Annotated in this window: 17 protein-coding genes; 9 read left to right on the top strand and 8 right to left on the bottom strand. The window is 65.7% G+C overall.

Features of this window, described 5'->3' with window-relative positions; all coding sequences use genetic code 11:
• Positions 1-139: 139 nt before the first annotated feature.
• Both ACTXGA_RS01640 and ACTXGA_RS01635 read right to left on the bottom strand, forming a co-directional pair.
• The gene (locus ACTXGA_RS01640) at positions 140-964 is read right to left on the bottom strand and encodes a ferritin-like domain-containing protein (RefSeq protein WP_443391351.1); all 825 of its coding nucleotides are present in this window, start codon (positions 962-964) and stop codon (positions 140-142) included.
• A 95-nt stretch (positions 965-1,059) separates the two neighbouring features.
• Positions 1,060-1,515, bottom strand: coding sequence for a peroxiredoxin (locus ACTXGA_RS01635; RefSeq protein WP_443391350.1), 456 nt, complete (start codon positions 1,513-1,515; stop codon positions 1,060-1,062).
• Between the two features lie 77 nt (positions 1,516-1,592).
• Here ACTXGA_RS01635 and ACTXGA_RS01630 point away from each other — a divergent pair, with 77 nt between their 5' ends.
• The 4 genes from ACTXGA_RS01630 (at position 1,593) to ACTXGA_RS01615 (ending at position 8,177) form a co-directional block, all read left to right on the top strand.
• The gene (locus ACTXGA_RS01630) at positions 1,593-4,907 is read left to right on the top strand and encodes a hypothetical protein (RefSeq protein ID WP_443391349.1); all 3,315 of its coding nucleotides are present in this window, start codon (positions 1,593-1,595) and stop codon (positions 4,905-4,907) included.
• Between the two features lie 18 nt (positions 4,908-4,925).
• Positions 4,926-5,981, top strand: coding sequence for a tRNA preQ1(34) S-adenosylmethionine ribosyltransferase-isomerase QueA (gene queA, locus ACTXGA_RS01625; RefSeq protein WP_443391348.1), 1,056 nt, complete (start codon positions 4,926-4,928; stop codon positions 5,979-5,981).
• 247 nt (positions 5,982-6,228) lie between these two features.
• On the top strand, positions 6,229-7,494 hold the full coding sequence (locus ACTXGA_RS01620) for an MFS transporter (protein WP_443391347.1): 1,266 nt from the start codon (positions 6,229-6,231) through the stop codon (positions 7,492-7,494).
• Positions 7,495-7,595: 101 nt separating this feature from the next.
• Complete coding sequence (locus ACTXGA_RS01615) at positions 7,596-8,177, top strand: DUF924 family protein (RefSeq protein ID WP_443391346.1); 582 nt, start codon at positions 7,596-7,598, stop codon at positions 8,175-8,177.
• A 21-nt stretch (positions 8,178-8,198) separates the two neighbouring features.
• Here the strand turns inward: ACTXGA_RS01615 and ACTXGA_RS01610 are convergent, their stop codons facing one another.
• On the bottom strand, positions 8,199-8,495 hold the full coding sequence (locus tag ACTXGA_RS01610) for a type 2 periplasmic-binding domain-containing protein (RefSeq protein ID WP_443391345.1): 297 nt from the start codon (positions 8,493-8,495) through the stop codon (positions 8,199-8,201).
• Here ACTXGA_RS01610 and ACTXGA_RS01605 point away from each other — a divergent pair, their 5' ends adjacent.
• Together ACTXGA_RS01605 and lpdA are read left to right on the top strand one after the other, a co-directional pair.
• Complete coding sequence (locus tag ACTXGA_RS01605; protein WP_443391344.1) at positions 8,496-8,744, top strand: nickel-binding protein; 249 nt, start codon at positions 8,496-8,498, stop codon at positions 8,742-8,744. It abuts the gene before it with no gap.
• Positions 8,745-8,807: 63 nt separating this feature from the next.
• Complete coding sequence (lpdA, locus tag ACTXGA_RS01600) at positions 8,808-10,202, top strand: dihydrolipoyl dehydrogenase (RefSeq protein WP_443391343.1); 1,395 nt, start codon at positions 8,808-8,810, stop codon at positions 10,200-10,202.
• A 42-nt stretch (positions 10,203-10,244) separates the two neighbouring features.
• Here the strand turns inward: lpdA and hpt are convergent, their stop codons facing one another.
• Positions 10,245-10,784 (bottom strand): hypoxanthine phosphoribosyltransferase, encoded by a 540-nt coding sequence (hpt, locus tag ACTXGA_RS01595; protein WP_443391342.1) that lies wholly within the window; start codon positions 10,782-10,784, stop codon positions 10,245-10,247.
• Between the two features lie 70 nt (positions 10,785-10,854).
• Here hpt and ACTXGA_RS01590 point away from each other — a divergent pair, with 70 nt between their 5' ends.
• The 3 genes from ACTXGA_RS01590 to ACTXGA_RS01580 all read left to right on the top strand — a co-directional run bounded on the left by ACTXGA_RS01590 (position 10,855) and on the right by ACTXGA_RS01580 (position 13,269).
• Entirely contained in the window at positions 10,855-11,298 is a 444-nt protein-coding gene (locus ACTXGA_RS01590; RefSeq protein WP_443391341.1) for a type II toxin-antitoxin system RatA family toxin, read from the top strand.
• Positions 11,299-11,443: 145 nt separating this feature from the next.
• The gene (locus tag ACTXGA_RS01585; protein ID WP_443391340.1) at positions 11,444-11,938 is read left to right on the top strand and encodes a hypothetical protein; all 495 of its coding nucleotides are present in this window, start codon (positions 11,444-11,446) and stop codon (positions 11,936-11,938) included.
• A gap of 53 nt (positions 11,939-11,991) precedes the next feature.
• Positions 11,992-13,269 carry an MmgE/PrpD family protein gene (locus ACTXGA_RS01580; protein WP_443391339.1) on the top strand — a complete coding sequence of 426 codons (1,278 nt, stop codon included), beginning with the start codon at positions 11,992-11,994 and terminating at the stop codon, positions 13,267-13,269.
• Positions 13,270-13,419: 150 nt separating this feature from the next.
• Here the strand turns inward: ACTXGA_RS01580 and ACTXGA_RS01575 are convergent, their stop codons facing one another.
• The 4 genes from ACTXGA_RS01575 to ACTXGA_RS01560 all read right to left on the bottom strand — a co-directional run bounded on the left by ACTXGA_RS01575 (position 13,420) and on the right by ACTXGA_RS01560 (position 16,915).
• Complete coding sequence (locus tag ACTXGA_RS01575; RefSeq protein WP_443391338.1) at positions 13,420-14,598, bottom strand: ammonium transporter; 1,179 nt, start codon at positions 14,596-14,598, stop codon at positions 13,420-13,422.
• A gap of 240 nt (positions 14,599-14,838) precedes the next feature.
• Positions 14,839-15,306, bottom strand: a complete 468-nt coding sequence (locus ACTXGA_RS01570; RefSeq protein ID WP_443391337.1) for a CinA family protein — start codon at positions 15,304-15,306, stop codon at positions 14,839-14,841.
• Positions 15,303-15,788, bottom strand: a complete 486-nt coding sequence (locus tag ACTXGA_RS01565) for a phosphatidylglycerophosphatase A family protein (RefSeq protein WP_443391336.1) — start codon at positions 15,786-15,788, stop codon at positions 15,303-15,305. The genes ACTXGA_RS01570 and ACTXGA_RS01565 overlap by 4 nt, the downstream gene beginning before the upstream one ends.
• Positions 15,785-16,915, bottom strand: a complete 1,131-nt coding sequence (locus ACTXGA_RS01560; RefSeq protein ID WP_443391578.1) for a bifunctional 2-C-methyl-D-erythritol 4-phosphate cytidylyltransferase/2-C-methyl-D-erythritol 2,4-cyclodiphosphate synthase — start codon at positions 16,913-16,915, stop codon at positions 15,785-15,787. The genes ACTXGA_RS01565 and ACTXGA_RS01560 overlap by 4 nt, the downstream gene beginning before the upstream one ends.
• Positions 16,916-17,110 lie beyond the last annotated feature (195 nt).

The raw sequence follows: 17,110 nt of genomic DNA, 5'->3' as shown, positions 1-17,110 counted from the left end.
AGATACGGTGCCCGTTGTCCCCACAATACGGCACACTCCCGACGGGCTTACCCCAGCCGTTCACATTCCCGCAAGGTATTTGGGCCTGCGATTCGGCCGCACCGGCGGGAACGGGCCGAAATGGCAAAAAACCGCCGATTCAACGGCTTCGCGGCGCGGGCTGATCCGCAAGCGGCCAGTAGAAGTCCGGCGGCAACCCGGCCTCTGCGCGCTTTTCCTCATTGAAGGGCGGCTTCAGCGCGCCTTTGAAATAGGTTTTGACAAGATCGTGGAACACAAGTTTCGGGTCCATGTCGTGTCGGCCACAGAGGAAATGGAACCATTTTGAACCATAGGCGACATGGCTCACCTCTTCGGCATAGATGGTTTCCAGCGCCGCAACGGCGCTCTTGGCATCCGCCTTGCGGAAAATCCCGATCATGCCCGGGGTCACATCCAGCCCGCGCGCCTCCAGCACCATGGGTACAACCGCCAGACGGCCCATGAAATCCTCCGCCGTGTCCTCGGCGGCGCGCCACATGCCCGCATGGGCGGGCAGGGCGCCATAAAAGCTGCCCAACTCCTCAAGGCAGTCGCACATCAGGTTGAAGTGTTTCGATTCCTCGTCCGCCGCCTTGACCCAGTCGTCATAGAACCCGGCGGGCATGGGCGTGTCGGCAAAGCGCGGGATGATGTCCCAATGCAGATCGACGGCGTTCAGCTCGATATGCGCCACGGCGTGCAACAGCGCGATGCGCCCCTGCGGGCTGCCCGGCTTGCGTTTCGGCACATCGCGCGGGTCCAGCAGTTCGGGCTGCGCGGGGCGGGCGGGTCGCATCGGTGGCGCGGCCTGCCCCACGGGGATCGGCGTGCCTGCGTCCTTCGCGGCGAACCATCTCGCGGCATAGTCCCGCGATTTGGCGGTTTTCTGCCGGCCATCTGCGGTGGTCAACACGTCCACCGCCATCTCGCACAGGCTCATCATCCGGGCGCACTCCCTGGCTTCTTCTCTTTGCAAACACCGCCGGGGGTATGGGGGCAGCGCCCCCATGACGCAAGCCCCCCGTACCGCCGCCAGAGTTACAGCGTCTTCGCCGCCTCCAGCACCGCCTCGGCATGGCCCGGCACCTTGACCTTGCGCCATTCCTGCGCGATCCGCCCCTCGCCGTCGATCAGAAAGGTGGACCGTTCGATCCCGAAGAAGGTCTTGCCATACATGGATTTTTCCTTCCACACGCCGAATTTCTCACAGACGTCGGACTCCGTGTCCGACAGCAGCGGCACGGTCAGGTTCTTCTTGGCCATGAACTTCTCATGCTTGGCGATGGTGTCCTTGGACAGCCCGTAGACCTTGACCCCCAGCGCCTCGAACTGGGGCAAGAGCGCGGTGAAGGCCTCGTTTTCCTTGGTGCAGCCAGAGGTGTCGTCACGCGGGTAGAAAAAGATCACCACCGGCGCGCCGCGCAGGGCGGAGAGCGTGACCTCGCCAGAGGTCGAAGGCAGGGTAAAGTCGGGGGCCAGTGCGGCGTCGGTCATAGGTGTCTCCTTGTCAGTGATGCGCTATGGTGTCTTCGGCTCCGGCAGGAGAGTAAATCAGAAAGCGCAGGCTTCCAGTGAGCGAGCAGCAGGAAAACTCGGAAATCACGGCCCCGTCGCCGCGCCCGCGGCGCAGGCGGCGCCGTGGCCGTATCGTCGGTGGCCTCCTGCTGCTCTTGATCGCGGCGGCGGGGCTCAGCGCCTTCCTGATGGTGGGGCGCCCCGTCGATGCGCCGCCCTGGGTGCGCGAACGGATCGAGGCCCGCATCGCCGAAAGCCTGCCGGGCATCGACGTCGATTTCGGCCGCATGAGCCTGCTGGTGCAGCGCAGCGGTCTGGCCCGCATCATCCTGTGGGACGTGGATATCCGCAACGCGCGCGGCGAAATGATCGCCCAGCTGTCGGACATCGAGGCGGGCATTGCCCCGGGTCCGCTGCTATCGGGCCGGATCGAACTGCGCGAGGCGCAGGTCTCCGGCGCCTTTGTCACGCTGACCCGGGACGGGCAGGGGCGGCTGGCGCTGGCGCTTGGCGATGCCTTTGCTGCGGGGACGGCGGCGCCCGGCGTTGGCCAGATCATCACCACCGTCGACAAGCTGCTGGTCGATCCCCGGCTGGCGCAGCTGGATCTTTTCGAGGCCGACGCCCTGACCCTGCGCTATGAGGATCAGCGCGCGCGGCGCGGCTGGACCGCCGATGGCGGGCGTCTGCGGCTGGCGCGCGAGGACGGCATCCTGCGGCTGAGCGCCGATGTGGCGCTGCTGGCCGGCGGCGACGGTGTCGCCACGGTCGAGATCGACGCCTCCAGCCCCATCGGCCGGTCGGACGTGGATTTCGGCATCACGCTGGATGGCCTCGCCTCCCGCGATATCGCCACGCAAAGCCCGGCGCTGGCCTGGCTCGAAGAGTTGGAGGCACCAATTTCCGGCGCCCTGCGTTCGCGCGTCGATGAAGAGGGCTATTTGCAGCCGCTGGACGCCCGCCTGCAGATCGGCAAGGGCGTCCTGCAGCCCACCCGCGCGACGCGGGCGCTGCCTTTCGATGCTGCCGAAACCGCCTTTACCTATGATCCCGCCGAAGGTGTCCTGCGGTTTGACCTGATCCGCGTGGAATCCCCGCAGGTCAAGGTCAGCGCCTCGGGCAGCGCCCGGCTGAACGGCATCGAAACCGGCTGGCCGGACGGGCTGACCGCGCAGTTCACCGTCTCCGACCTCTCGCTCGCCGAAGGCGCGCCGCTTGAACGCGCCGTCGCGGTCAAGGGGGCCGAGATGGCCTTCAAGATGCAGCTCCGGCCGTTTCAGGTGACGCTGGGCGAATTGCGCGTCACCGATCCGGAATATCCCGTGCGCGTGACCGGCAGCCTGTCGGCGCAGCCGGACGGCTGGGAACTGGGTTTCGACGCCCATGCCGACAAGAGCGACCCGGAACAGGTGCTCAGCTTCTGGCCTGCGGATCTGAACCCGGGCAGCCGCGACTGGGTCCTGCGCAACGTCAAGAGCGGCGCGCTGGAGGATATCCATTTCGCCCTGCGGGCCGAGGCCGGGGCAGCCGAGCCGACCACCTATATCGACTTCGGTTTTACCGAAGGAGAGGCGACCTACAACCCGAACCTGCCGGGGATCTTCGACGGCTCCGGGCGGCTGACGATCTTTGGCGGGCGGCTGGGTCTGCGGCTGGACGGCGGGTTTGTCGATGCCGGGCATGGCCCCATCGACATTGGCGGCACCGAATTCGTGATCGCCGACCTCAAGGCCAAACCGGCGGTGGGAGAGGTGCGGCTGAACGCGGCCTCCACCATCACGGCGGCGCTTGGCTATCTCGACAACGACGCATGGCAGGTGGTGCGCAAGGCAGAGCGCGGGCTGGACGTGGCCACCGGCAAGGCCCGCGTCACCGGGCGCATCGCGATGCCGCTGAAACGGGGGCTGACCCTGCCGCAGATCGCGCTGGACCTGACCGGCAAGCTGACACAGGTGGATGCGCCCAAGGCGATCCCGGCCAAGCCCCTGACCGCCGATGCCCTGACCCTGCGCGTGACCAGTGAGGTGGTCTCGATCGAAGGCGCGGTGCGCGTCGATGGCGTCCCCGCAAGGGGCAAGTGGGAACGCCCCATGCAGGGCTCTGGCGGGCGCGTGGATGCCACGGTGGACCTGACCCCGGCCAGCGTTGCGGCGCTGGGGATCCGGCTGCCGGACGGGATGTTGCGCGGCAAGGGGGCGGGCAAGTTGCGCATCGACCTGCCGCGCGGCGCGCCCACGCGGTTCTCTCTGGAAAGCGATCTGGCCGGTCTGGGCCTGTCGATCCCGCAACTGGGCTGGGATCTCTCGCCCGGCCAGCGCGGCAGCTTTGCGGTGTCCGGCACGCTGGGCAAGGTGCCGGACATCGAACGGATGACCCTCTCCGGCGCCGGGCTGGAGGCGGATGGCAGGATCGTTCTGAACACGTCAGGCGGGCTGGACCGGCTGGAGTTTTCCCGGTTGAGCGTCGGCGACTGGCTGGACGTCAGCGGCCGCCTGCGCGCGCGCGGCGCACAGGTTGCCCCGGCGATCGAGGTCGACAAGGGCCGCGTCGACATGCGGACCGCGCCTTTCATGTCCTCCTCCGGCACGGGGGCGGCCAGCGTCGCCAGCGGCGCGGGCGGCGGCGGCGCGGCGCCCCTGGCCCTGACGCTGGACAGCCTGCGCGTGACGGACCGCATCGTGGTGCAGAACTTCCGCGCCAATTTCGACATGGCGCGCGGCATGAACGGGCGCTTTTCCGGCCAGTTGGGCGGCATCACCCCGATACAGGGCTTTGCTGTGCCGCAGGCCGCAGGCACCGCCTTTCGCATCACCGGAGAGGACGCCGGCGACGTCCTGCGCGGCGCGGGCCTGCTGAAATCCGTGCGCGACGGCACCTTCCGGCTGGACCTGGCCCCGGTCGCCGGTCAGCGCGGCAGCTATGACGGCTTCATGAAGATCGAAGGCACCCGCCTGCGCGACACGCCCGGCATCGCGGCCCTTCTGGACGCGGTCAGCATCGTCGGCCTGATCGATCAGCTGAACGGACCGGGCATCTACTTTACCGATGTGGAGGCGCGGTTCCGTCTGACCCCCAACCGGGTGATCGTCAGCCGGTCCAGCGCGGTGGGCCCGTCGATGGGGATTTCGCTGGACGGCTATTACGATCTCGACCGGGGAGAGATGGACATGCAGGGCGTGCTGTCGCCGATCTACCTTGTCAATGGCATCGGACGGATCATCTCGCGGCAGGGTGAGGGGCTGATCGGATTCAACTTCAACCTGCGCGGAGCGGTTGACAATCCGCGCGTGGCGGTCAATCCGCTGTCGGTCTTCACGCCGGGGATGTTCAGAGACATCTTCCGCCGCAAACCGCCGGACCTGTCACAATAAGCCTGTAGCCTGACCGCCATGAAACTCAGTGACTTCGACTTCGATCTGCCCGACCGGCTGATCGCCACGCGCCCCGCGCGCCCGCGCACCTCGGCCCGCCTGCTGGTGGCCGAGGGCGACGCGCTGACCGATGCGCATGTCTTTGACCTGCCGCAGTGGCTGCGTGCCGGCGACCGGCTGATCCTCAACGACACCAAGGTGATCCCGGCGCGCCTGCAAGGGCTGCGCAAGCGCAACTCCGACGCCGGAGAGACCGAAGCCAGGATCGAAGTCACCCTGCTGGAGCCGCGCGCTGACGGGCTGTGGTCCGCCATGCTGAAGCCGCTGAAAAAGGTGCGCGACGGCGAAACCATCCGCTTCTCCGACGACCTGAGCGCCACGCTGGAGGCGCGCGAAGACGGGCAGGGCCTGTTGCGCTTCAACCTGACCGGCACGGATTTCGACGCGGCGCTGAATGCCGCCGGGGCCATGCCGCTGCCGCCCTATATCGCCGCCAAGCGTCCCGCCGACGACCGGGACCGCGACGATTACCAGACAGTCTGGGCGCGCAACTCGGGCGCCGTCGCCGCGCCCACCGCCTCGCTGCATTTCGACGATGCGCTGCTGCAGACCCTGCGCGACAGGGGCGTTGAGTTCACCCATGTCACCCTGCACGTGGGCGCGGGCACCTTCCTGCCGGTCAAGGTCGAGGATGTGACCACCCACAAGATGCACGGCGAATGGGGCGAAGTCAGCGAAGAGGCCGCCGCCCAGATCGCCGAAACCCGCGCCGCGGGCGGACGGATCATCCCGGTCGGCACCACCGCCCTGCGCCTGATCGAGACCGCCGCGCAGGCCACCGGACAGATCGCACCGTTTCGCGGCGTGACCGAAATCTTTATCTACCCCGGCTTCACCTTCCGCGTCACCGACGCGCTGATGACCAATTTCCACCTGCCGAAATCGACCCTGATGATGCTGGTCTCGGCCCTGATGGGCCCCGACCGCATCCGCCGCCTCTATGCCCATGCGGTCGATGAAAACTACCGCTTCTTCTCCTACGGCGACGCCTCGCTGCTGATCCCTGATCCCTGAGGCGCGCGGACCCCTCCCTTCTTTGGGCCTTCAAATACCTCGGGGGTAAGGCCGAAGGCCGAGGGGCAGCGCCCCCCTGCACGACCGCACCCCGCACCACCCATCCCCAGAACCGGAACACGGATTTTTTTACCGGCTTTGATATCGGGGTGGTTTCAACGCGACATCGAATCAGGCAGGGCGTCGCTCAGGGTCACGCGCGAACACCCCGCCGCCTTCAGGTTGAGGGCAAGGAAAGGACAAACCGGTGCTGAACGTTCTGAAAAATTCCTGGGCGCTGCTCCTGGGCATGTTGCTTTTGATGATCGGGAACGGTCTGCAGGGCTCTCTGCTGGGGGTCCGGGGCGCCGGGGCGGGCTTTTCCGCAGGCACCATGTCGATCGTCATGTCGGGCTATTTCGCCGGTTTCCTGATCGCGTCGCGCACGGTGCCCGGCATGATCCGCAGGGTCGGCCACGTCCGGGTCTTTGCCGCGCTCGGGTCGTTTGTCTCGGCGGTGCTGATCCTCTTCCCGGCGGTGCAGGACCCGATTGCATGGACGCTGGGGCGGGTGGTTCTGGGCTTCTGCTTTTGCGGTGTCTACGTGACGGCGGAAAGCTGGCTCAACAACGCCGCCGACAATGAAACCCGCGGCCAGACGCTCTCGGCCTACATGATCGTCCAGATGGCGGGCATCATCGCCAGCCAGGCGCTGCTGGTGGTGCCGGATGCCTCGGGCTTTCTGCTGTTCGTCATCCCCTCGGTGCTGGTCTCGATCTCCTTTGCGCCGATCCTGCTGTCGATCTCGCCGACACCGGCGTTCGAATCGTCCAAGCCCATGACGCTCAAGGAACTCTACGGCGTCTCGCCGCTTGGCATGGTGGGGATGTTCCTCTTGGGCGGGATCTTTGCCGCGCAGTTCGGCATGGCGGCGGTCTATGGCACCGAGGCCGGGATGACCCTGAAACAGATCTCGGTCTTTGTCGCCTCCTTCTATGTCGGCGCGCTGGTGCTGCAATATCCGCTTGGCTGGTTCTCCGATCGGATGGACCGGCGCTGGCTGATCATGCTGGTCGCCGCCGTGGGCTCGGCGGCGGCTGTCCTTGCCACCCTGTTCGGCGGCACCTTCGAACTGCTGGTCGCCTCGGCCTTTGTCATCGGCGGCTGTTCCAACCCGCTCTATTCGCTGCTGATCGCCTACACCAACGACTTTCTGGAACCCGAGGACATGGCCGCCTCTTCGGCCGGTCTGCTCTTTGTCAACGGCTGCGGCGCCATCGCCGGTCCGCTGGTCATCGGCTGGGTGATGGAGGTCGCGGGCCCGCCGGGCTTCTTCATGATCATCACCGGCCTTCTGGCGGTCCTGTCGGCCTACGCGCTCTACCGGATGACCCAGCGGGCCGCCCCCTCGATCGAGGACACCGGCGCCTATGCCGCCGTCATGCCCTCGGCCTCACCGGTCTTTGTCGAGGTGGCGCAGGAATACTTCATCGACCAGCAAGAGGATGAAGTGAGCGATGATCCGCGCAACTAACCGCCTGAAAGAACCTGACAGAAATCGTGACTAGGACATATTCGAATATATGCGCAGTATCAGGTGTGGTGGTTTGTGAGACGGGTGAAAAGGAGAAGAGCATGTCGACACCCGACGAAGTCCTGGCTTTCTGGCTGGATGAAGTTGGCCCCAAGGGCTGGTACGAAAAGGATGAGGCGCTGGACGAGACGATCCGCCAGCGGTTCATGGCGGATTGGGAGGGCCTGATGGCGGGGCGCTACGGCCTGTGGCTGACCTATCCCTCGGGCGCGCTGGCCTATATCATCCTGGCGGACCAGTTCCCGCGCAACATGTTCCGCGATGATGGTCGGGCTTTTTCCTCCGATCACGTGGCGCGCGCCGCGGCGAAACAGGCGATCCATCGCGGCTGGGACGTGAAGATCGACCCGCCGGGGCGGCAGTTCTTCTACCTGCCGCTGTCGCATTCGGAGAACCTCTGCGATCAGGACCGCTGCGTGCGGCTGATCAAGGAACGGATGCCAGAGGCAGAGGGCAACCTTTTGCACGCCCGCGCCCATCGTGAGGTCATCCGCGATTTCGGCCGCTTTCCCTTCCGCAACGCCGCACTGTCGCGCAAAACGACAGAGGCAGAGCAGACGTTCCTCGAAAACGGCGGCTACGGCGCAACCCTGCGCCAGTTGCAGGCAGGTCTCGCGGCCTAAAGGGCGGTCAGGCGGCGCAGCTCACCTTCGGTCGCGCTGCGCCTCAAGGTGCAACAGTGGCATGCCCTCCATCGCCAGTTCTGACCGTCGTCCGGCGATGCGGCGCGGATTGTCGGGGCTGGTCAACGGCACCAGCCGGTCGGTGAACAGCGCCTCTCCGGGCCCGTCGCCGTATTCCACGCGGATGTCGGGTGTCCCGATGCGCAACGGCACATCGCCCGCGCCGTTGATGCAGAACAGGATATTGGGATGGGCGGGGCGAAATCCCGACAGGCGCGGGGCCAGCCACAACTCGGCCCGATCCGGGTCCGCCACCATGTGAATTTCGGTTGTGCGCTGGACATCAAGCGTGTCCGTTACCCTCGACGCGCCTCGAACCCGGCGCTGGCCACCATCGGCCCCGCCATCCAGTGGCAGCATTCCCATGTCGCGGGCGACAAGACGTTCTGTGTCTATCTTGCCGAAAGCGAGGCAGAGATCCGCAAGCACGCTGAACTGAGCGGCATCCCCTTTTCCAAGATCACCGAGGTTCCGCAGATCATCGACCCGCTGACCGCCAACAACTGACCGCCCTCGCCATTGTCGCGCCTCTCCCCTTGGCCTAACCTCGGCCAAAACAGGGAGGGGCGCATGGCCGTACAGACATTCGACATGGTGGTGATCGGGGCCGGTCCGGGCGGCTACGTCGCGGCGATCCGCGGCGCGCAACTGGGCCTCAAGGTCGCCATTGTCGAGCGTGAGCATATGGGCGGCATCTGCCTCAACTGGGGCTGCATCCCGACCAAGGCCATGCTGCGCTCGGCCGAGGTTTTTCACCTGATGCACCGCGCGCAGGAGTTCGGGCTGAAGGCCGAAGGCATCTCCTACGATCTCGACGCCGTGGTGAAACGTTCGCGCGGGGTCGCCAAACAGCTCAACTCCGGCGTCGGCCATCTGCTGAAAAAGAACAAGGTCACGGCGATCATGGGCATCGCCACTCTGACCGCCCCCGGCAAGGTTTCGGTCAAGACCGACAAGGGCGAACAGACCCTTGAGGCCGCCAATATCGTGCTGGCCACCGGCGCCCGCGCCCGCGAACTGCCGGGGCTGGAGGCGGACGGCAAACGCGTCTGGACCTACAAACACGCGCTTGTCCCGCCGCATATGCCGAAAAAGCTGCTGGTCATCGGCTCCGGCGCCATCGGCATCGAATTCGCCAGCTTCTACCGGACGCTCGGGGCAGAGGTCACGGTGATCGAGGTCATGGACCGCATCCTGCCGGTTGAAGACGCGGAAATCGCCGCCTTCGCGAAAAAGCAGTTCGTCAAACAGGGTATGACCATCCTCGAAGGGGCCAAGGTCCAGAAACTGGAGCGCGCCAAGGACAGCGTCACCGCCCATGTGGACACCGGCGGCGAGACGTCAAAGCTCACCGTCGACACGGTGATCTCGGCCGTCGGCATCGTCGGCAACACGGAGGGCCTCGGCCTCGAAACCCTGGGCGTAAAGGTCGACCGCACCCATGTGGTGACCGACCCCATGTGCCGCACCGGCGTGCCCGGCCTATATGCCATCGGTGACCTAGCCGGCGCGCCCTGGCTGGCGCACAAGGCCAGCCATGAGGGCGTCATGGTGGCCGAACTGATCGCCGGTCAGCACCCCCACGCGGTCGACCCCGACAGCATCGCGGGCTGCACCTATTGCCATCCCCAGATCGCCAGCGTCGGCCTGACCGAAGCGCAGGCCAAGGAGCAGGGTTATGACATCAAGGTCGGGCGCTTCCCCTTCATCGGCAACGGCAAGGCCATCGCGCTGGGCGAACCCGAGGGCATGGTCAAGACCGTCTTCGATGCCAAAACCGGCGCGCTCCTCGGCGCGCATATGGTCGGCGCAGAGGTGACCGAACTAATCCAGGGCTATGTCGTCGGCCGCCAGCTGGAAACCACAGAGGCCGACCTGATGAACACGGTCTTCCCGCATCCCACCCTCAGCGAGATGATGCACGAATCCGTGCTCGACGCCTGGGGCCGGGCGATCCACTTCTGACCGGCCCCCGTTTCTTTGGGCTCCAAAATACCTTGGCGGGCGTCAGCCGGTAAACCGCACCTTCCCGATATAGGGCAGGTTGCGGTTGCGCTGCGCAAAGTCGATGCCATAGCCCACCACGAACTCGTCCGGGATCTCGAACCCGGTCCAATCCGCCTTCACGTCCACCTCGCGGCGCGACGGCTTGTCCAGCAGCGCGATCACCTTCAGCTTGCGCGGCTGGCGCGCCTCCAGCAGGTGCACCACGTGATGCATGGTAAACCCGGTGTCGATGATATCCTCCACCACCAGCACGTCGCGCCCCTCGATCCCGCCGCGCAGGTCCTTCAGGATGCGCACCTCGCGTGAGGTTTCCATCTTGTCGCCGTAGGACGACGCCTCCAGGAAATCGACCTCCACCGGCAGGTTCAGCTCGCGCACAAGGTCCGCGATGAACACGAAGGAGCCGCGCAGCAGGCCCACCACCACCAGCTTGTCGGTATCCGCGAATTCGCGGTCGATCTCGCGCGCCAGCGCCTCGATCCGCGCGGCGATGGACTTGGCCGAGATCATCTCATCTACGACATAAGGACGCTTTGTCATGGCTTTCCCTTGAAATTTCGCGCGCACAATACGACATCCCGCCCCATTGTCAGTCCCCGAAAAGAGCGACATGCCGACCCACCACGAGACCCGAACACTGCCCTATACCGCCCAACAGATGTACGATCTGGTGGCCGACGTGGCGTCCTATCCGAAATTCCTGCCCTGGACGGCGGCGGCGCGCATCGGTTCGCGCACCGATATGGGCGATCATGAGGTGATGCTTGCGGACCTTGTGATCTCCTTCAAGGTCTTCCGCGAAAAGTTCGGCAGCCGCGTCACGCTCTGGCCCGGTCAGCACAGGATCGACACCGAATACCTTGATGGCCCGTTCAAACACATGGTGTCCAAATGGGCCTTCCGGGATGTCGAGGACGGGGTCGAGGTGGATTTCTTCGTCGATTTCGAATTCCGCAACCGCATCCTGCAGGGGGCGGCGGGCATGTTCTTCTATGACGCCATGCAGCGCATCGTCCGCGCGTTCGAGCGGCGCGCGGCGGAACTCTACGGTTAGGTCGGGGGAATACCGCACTGCGCGCTCCCCGCGCGTTAACCACGCCTGACGATTCCCCCCTCCGATCCGGCCGGCTGCCGCGGTTTCGCCCGAATTGCGGCGTAAACCCTGACAAACCGTTACCGCCGCCGCTCCGGATTTTGTCATGCCCGCCGTCTTCAACCTCGCCGCTCTGCTGCAACCTCAGGCCCAGATGCTGAGCCTGCCGCAGGCCGCGAAATCCACGGCGCAATTCACCCCTCCCGGACAATCTTCGCAGGGCGCCTCGACCACGCCCAGCGGCGCCGCCCCTTTTGGCGCGGGCGCGCCCATGGCCACCGCTGCGGCCCTGCCGCCTTCGGGCCTCCTGCCCACACCGGCCCCGCCGCCCGTGGTCTCCACCAGCCAGACGGGCCGCCTTGCCGCCGCCGCCATCAACGGGCTGGACCGGCAACCGGATCAGCGTCCGCGCGACCAGCAGCAACAGCAGGTGCCGCGCCAGAGCACCGACAGCGATCCGCGCCGCACCCGTCCATCCCTTGGCGCTCGCGGAGAGGCCACGCCGCCGCGCGGTATCCCCGGCGGTCCGGCCCCCGCAGCCAAGGGCGGCGATTTCGAAACCGCACGCGCCGGTTACCTCGGAACGCTCTTCGCGCTCTGACTTTACCTCGCCGCGTCAGGCCCTAATCTGCGCCCCAAAGGGGACCCCAGCAGATGACCAATGCCTTCGATCCGATCCTGACCGCCGCGCAATCCGCCGACACCGCCGGGGCGCGCGCCATCATGGCGCTTTCCGCGCTGGACTGGATGGCCTGCGGCATCGCCGGACAGGCAGAGCCGGTCAGCGTCAAGACCCGCGCGCTGATCATGGACGAAGGCGGGGCAGGGCAGGCGACGCTCTTTGGCGGGGGCCGGGCGCCGATGCGGGCGGCGGCGCTGCTGAACGGCGCGGTCTCTCACGCGCTGGATTACGACGACACGCATTTCGCACATATCGGCCACCCCTCCGTCGCCGTGCTGCCCGCCGCATTGGCCGTGGGCGAACGGTATGATCTGCCGTTGACCCGCATCCTCTCCGCCGCGCGGCTGGGGGCAGAGGCCAGCGTGCGCTTCGGCCTGCGCTTTGGCCGCGCGCATTATCAGGCGGGCTATCATCAGACGGCGACGGCGGGGGCCTTCGGGGCCTGCCTTGCCGCTGCGGACCTGATGGACCTGACCCCGGATCAGACGCGCCACGCGCTGGGCCTGACCTGCACCCGCGCCTCTGGCCTGAAATCGCAGTTCGGCACCATGGGCAAACCCTTCAATGCCGGGATTGCCGCCGCCAACGGGGTAGAGGCGGCGTTTCTGGCCGCGCAGGGCTTTGTCTCCAATCCCGATGCGCTGGATACCACCAACGGCTTTGTCCAGACGCATCTCTGCGACGGCGATCCCGCGCAGCCGCCCGGCGCGCTGCTGGACAGCCTCAGCCACAAGTTCCACGCCTGCTGTCACGGGCTGCACGCCACGCTGGAGGCGCTGGCCCTCCTGCCGCGCCCGGCTCAGGTCAGCCACATCACCATCACCACCCATCCGCGCTGGCTGACCGTCTGCAACATCCCCCAGCCGCGCACCGGGCTGGAGGCTAAGTTTTCCTATCGTCTGATCGCGGCGCTGGCGCTCTTGGGCCATGACACCGCCGCGCTGACCACCTACACCGACGCGCTCTGCGCCAATCCGCAGGTCATCGCCCTGCGCGACCGCGTCACGGTGGAAACGGATGAGACTTTGGCAGAGACAGAGGCGCTGGTGACGCTGGACGCCGATGGCGGCACCTATGAGGCCCACCACGACCTCGCCGCGCCGATCCCGCTGGACACCCGGCGCGCGCGGCTGATGGCCAAGGCCGCAGCACTGGTCGGAGAGGGGCGCGCGCAGGCGATCTGGCAGGCGATCGAGGACGGGGACCGCGCGGCATTCTGCGCCGAATTGGGCGGTCAGGCGGGCCTTTGAATTCGGGTCAAACCTTAAGGCGCCGTAAATTCGCGCCTGTAACCCCTTGATCCTGCATTCCCCCTAAGCTGTCCACGCGTGGACACCCCCGAGGGCCAGACACAAAAACGGGCCCCGCAGGGCCCGTTTTTCACCTCATCTCATCAGCTCTCAGCTGGCGTGGTCATAGGCCCGCTCGCCATGCACGCTGATGTCCAGCCCGTTGACCTCGGTCTCCTCATCCACCCGCAGCGGGAACACCGCCTTGACCAGGATGATCAGCACCACAGTCACCACGGTCGTGAAGACCCCGACCACCACCAGCGATCCCAGCTGCGCCGCCCAGGACCCGATGCCGAAGGCCGCGATCATGATGGTGCCAAAGATGCCGCCGACACCGTGCACCGCAAAGACGTCCAGCGTGTCGTCGATCTTGAACTTGTTGCGGATCAGGTTGACCGCCTCCTGACACAGGATACCTGCCACAGCACCAATGATCAGCGCCTGAACGGGGCCGACAAAGCCCGACGCCGGGGTGATTGACGCCAAGCCCGCAATCGTACCGGTCACCATGCCCACCATGGACGCCTTGCCGAACTTCACCTTTTCCCACAGCGCCCATGTCAGAGAGGCCGCCGCCGCCGACAGGTGCGTGACGGTCAGTGCCATCGCAGCACCCCCATCCGCCGCCAGTTGCGAGCCGCCGTTGAACCCGAACCAGCCGACCCACAGCATCGCCGCGCCGATCATCACGAAACCGGGGTTGTGCGGCGGCGTGGTCTGGTTCCGGCGCGGGCCAAGGAAGACCGCGATGATCAGCGCCGCCAGACCGGCGGTCTCATGCACCACGATGCCGCCCGCGAAATCCATCACGGCCACGCCAAACAGAGGATCATCCCCCGCCAGCAAACCGCCACCCCAGACCCAATGGGTCACCGGCGCATAGCACAGCAGCATCCACAGGCCGGAAAACACCAGCACAAAGCCAAATCCGACCCGTTCGACATAGGCGCCGACGATCAGTGCCGGGGTGATGATGGCAAAGGTCATCTGGAAGGCAAAGAACAGCACCTCGGGCAGGCTGCCCGACAGGGTGTCGGCGTCGATGCCGTTCAGGAAGGCCTTGCCAAACCCGCCCCACAGCGCGCCGCCGTCGCCGAAGGCGATGGAATACCCAAGGGCGAACCACAGCACGCTCATCAGGCAGGCGATGGCATAACAATGCATGAAGACGCTGAGCACGTTCCGTGCCCGCACGAGGCCGCCGTAAAACAGCGCCAGTCCCGGCAGCGTCATGAACAGCACAAGTGCCGTCGCTACGATGATCCAGGCGGTATCCGCTCCGTTCATTTTTGATGTCCCTCCGTTGATTGGCGGGGACAAAGACGGATTCGGATGCGAAGAAAAACAGCAACCGGGTTGCGAGGGAGGCTAAAAACACGGCTCTTTGCGAACTGCACAAAAAATACGCTCAAAATGTCAAAAATGACCGCAATTTGTGCTTAACAGGAACTTGAAGATTCCGTTTGCACGATCTTACGCCAAGGCACGTCTTGCCCTGGTGAGTAAGGCTCTGGGGGCTGCTATAGGCTACGACAGGGCCGAAAGGATCAGCCTCAGGGCGTGTTCCGTTGCCGCGGTGCGCACCTGCGCCCGTCCAAGCGCGCCGTGTTCAACGGTCTCTGTCCGCACGCCACGGGCATCCGCCAGTCCGTAACAAACGCGGCCCTCGGGCTTGAACTCGGATCCGCCGGGACCGGCGATGCCGCTGATGGCGACCGCCACATCCGCGCCCGCCGCCTTGCGCGCGCCCAGTGCCATCTCGCGTGCGACCTCTTCAGAGACCGCGCCATGTGCCTGCAGTGTCTCTGGCAACACGCCCAGCATGTCCGACTTGGCGGCGTTGGAATAGGTGACAAAGCCGCGTTCGAAAATGTTGGAGGAGCCTGCCACATCGGTGATCGCCGCTGCCACCTTGCCGCCTGTGCAGCTTTCGCCGCAGGTCACGGTCATTCCGCGTTCCATTGCCGTTTCAAGGATTTGCTCTGCAAGGCTCACATCAACACCCCATGGGAAAGCCCGGCCAGAAGGATAGAGACCACGGCCGCAAAGACCCCTGCAATCACGTCGTCCAGCATCACGCCCAAGGGGGTGCCCAGCCGGTCGGCTTTGCCCACCAGCCAGGGCTTCCAAATATCGAACAGGCGGAAGAAGATGAACCCGGCGACCCAGCCGGGCCATAGTCGCCAGACCTCAGTCGACATAAGGATCGCGCCGTAACTGACTGGAAAGATGGCAATCCATTGGCCGACGAGTTCGTCGATCACCACCCAGGAGGGGTCTTCGTCCGCGCCGCCCTCTGTCACCTTGATCGTGGCGTACCAGCCGATCCCAAAAGCGACTACGGTCAGCACCAGCAGCAGCCAGAAGCCGCCCAGCAGATGCACGACATAGGCCAGCGGCAGCGCCGCCAGAGATCCCCATGTCCCGGGGGCCGGGCGCAGGTAGCCGACGCCGCCGACGGATGCGATCCACCTCATGATTTCACCAGCGTCGCGGTGGCCAGCGCCGCGATCCCTTCTTCGCGCCCGGTAAAGCCCAGCCGTTCGGAGGTGGTGGCCTTGATCGACAGGCGATCACTGTCCAGCCCCATGATTTCGGACATTTTCAACGTCATTTCAGGGGCATGTGGGCCAATCTTGGGGCGTTCGCAGATCAGGGTCAGGTCGATATTGCCTATGGCAAAGCCCTTGGACGTGGCCAGATCCACCGCGTGGCGCAGGAAAATCTCGCTGGCGGCGCCTTTCCATTGTGGATCCGAGGGCGGGAAATGCCGCCCGATGTCGCCTTCGGCCAGGGCGCCATAAATGGCGTCGGTCACGGCGTGCATCCCCACATCCGCATCGGAATGACCCTGCAGCTTGTGGGTATGTGGCACCGAGACCCCGCAGAGGATCACCGCGTCTCCCTCTTCAAAGGCGTGCACGTCAAAGCCGTTGCCAAGGCGAATGTCCATCTGTCCTCGCAGGTAATGTGCCGCGCGGGCAAAGTCGCCCGGCGTCGTGATCTTCAGATTGCTTTCCTCACCGGGGACGATGGCCACGTCCAGCCCCGCCGCCCGCGCCACAGCCACGTCATCGGCGGCCCCGCCGGGATGTATGCGATGCGCCGCGAAGATGGGTTTGTAATGGAACCCCTGCGGCGTCTGCGCCCGGAACAGCCCGTCGCGGTCCTGCGTGCCGGTGACACGATCCCCTGATCCGGTCCACAGCGCGTCCGTAACGGCCAGTGCCGGGGCGGCCCCGGGAAAGTGGTCCAACGCGTCCAGCACAGAGCGCACAACCTTGTCGCTGACACAGGGGCGGGCGACGTCGTGAATCAGGACACGGTCGGGCCGGACGCCTTCCAGCGCCTCAAGCCCCGCGCAGACCGAGGCCGCGCGTTCCGCCCCGCCATATACGATGGTGATGTCCAACCCGTCGCAGACCTGTGCTGCGATCTCTCGATCTGCCGGGTTCACGACCAGCACAACGGTCCCGAATGGCAGCAGCGCCTCGACCGTCCAGCGCGCCACGGCGCGCCCGGCAACCTGCTGCCATTGCTTGGGCATTTCGCCCCCGGCGCGTGTTCCGCGCCCGGCCGCAACCACAACGATCCCTGTCCGCATAGCCAAGAAAACCCTTCGTTTGCCTGTTCATAGGCGCTGAGAGGCGGCGGCGCAATCATCGGGGTGGTTGCCCAAAAAATGTGCATGTGCGGATGTGCCGCCGATGATTGCGGCGCAAAACATTGAAGGAAACCAAGGATTCGCCTAGGTCTGACTTGCAACTGAGCATCCCTCGCCATCGCACAAGGACTGGGC

The sequence above is a fragment of the Antarctobacter jejuensis genome, from assembly GCF_052266595.1.
GTDB classification, from domain to species: Bacteria; Pseudomonadota; Alphaproteobacteria; order Rhodobacterales; family Rhodobacteraceae; genus Antarctobacter; species Antarctobacter jejuensis.
Note: the sequence above shows the minus strand (reverse complement) of the source record. Positions and strands in the feature narration are given on the sequence as shown.

What these genes read in the sequence shown, in the direction of transcription:
- ACTXGA_RS01640 (WP_443391351.1), bottom strand. Translation starts at nt 964, where the DNA reads ATGATGAGCCTGTGCGAGATGGCGGTGGACGTGTTGACCACCGCAGAT.
- ACTXGA_RS01635 (WP_443391350.1), bottom strand. Translation starts at nt 1,515, where the DNA reads ATGACCGACGCCGCACTGGCCCCCGACTTTACCCTGCCTTCGACCTCT.
- queA (WP_443391348.1), top strand. Translation starts at nt 4,926, where the DNA reads ATGAAACTCAGTGACTTCGACTTCGATCTGCCCGACCGGCTGATCGCC.
- ACTXGA_RS01615 (WP_443391346.1), top strand. Translation starts at nt 7,596, where the DNA reads ATGTCGACACCCGACGAAGTCCTGGCTTTCTGGCTGGATGAAGTTGGC.
- ACTXGA_RS01610 (WP_443391345.1), bottom strand. Translation starts at nt 8,495, where the DNA reads ATGGTGGCGGACCCGGATCGGGCCGAGTTGTGGCTGGCCCCGCGCCTG.
- lpdA (WP_443391343.1), top strand. Translation starts at nt 8,808, where the DNA reads ATGGCCGTACAGACATTCGACATGGTGGTGATCGGGGCCGGTCCGGGC.
- hpt (WP_443391342.1), bottom strand. Translation starts at nt 10,784, where the DNA reads ATGACAAAGCGTCCTTATGTCGTAGATGAGATGATCTCGGCCAAGTCC.
- ACTXGA_RS01590 (WP_443391341.1), top strand. Translation starts at nt 10,855, where the DNA reads ATGCCGACCCACCACGAGACCCGAACACTGCCCTATACCGCCCAACAG.
- ACTXGA_RS01585 (WP_443391340.1), top strand. Translation starts at nt 11,444, where the DNA reads ATGCCCGCCGTCTTCAACCTCGCCGCTCTGCTGCAACCTCAGGCCCAG.
- ACTXGA_RS01580 (WP_443391339.1), top strand. Translation starts at nt 11,992, where the DNA reads ATGACCAATGCCTTCGATCCGATCCTGACCGCCGCGCAATCCGCCGAC.
- ACTXGA_RS01575 (WP_443391338.1), bottom strand. Translation starts at nt 14,598, where the DNA reads ATGAACGGAGCGGATACCGCCTGGATCATCGTAGCGACGGCACTTGTG.
- ACTXGA_RS01565 (WP_443391336.1), bottom strand. Translation starts at nt 15,788, where the DNA reads ATGAGGTGGATCGCATCCGTCGGCGGCGTCGGCTACCTGCGCCCGGCC.
- ACTXGA_RS01560 (WP_443391578.1), bottom strand. Translation starts at nt 16,915, where the DNA reads ATGCGGACAGGGATCGTTGTGGTTGCGGCCGGGCGCGGAACACGCGCC.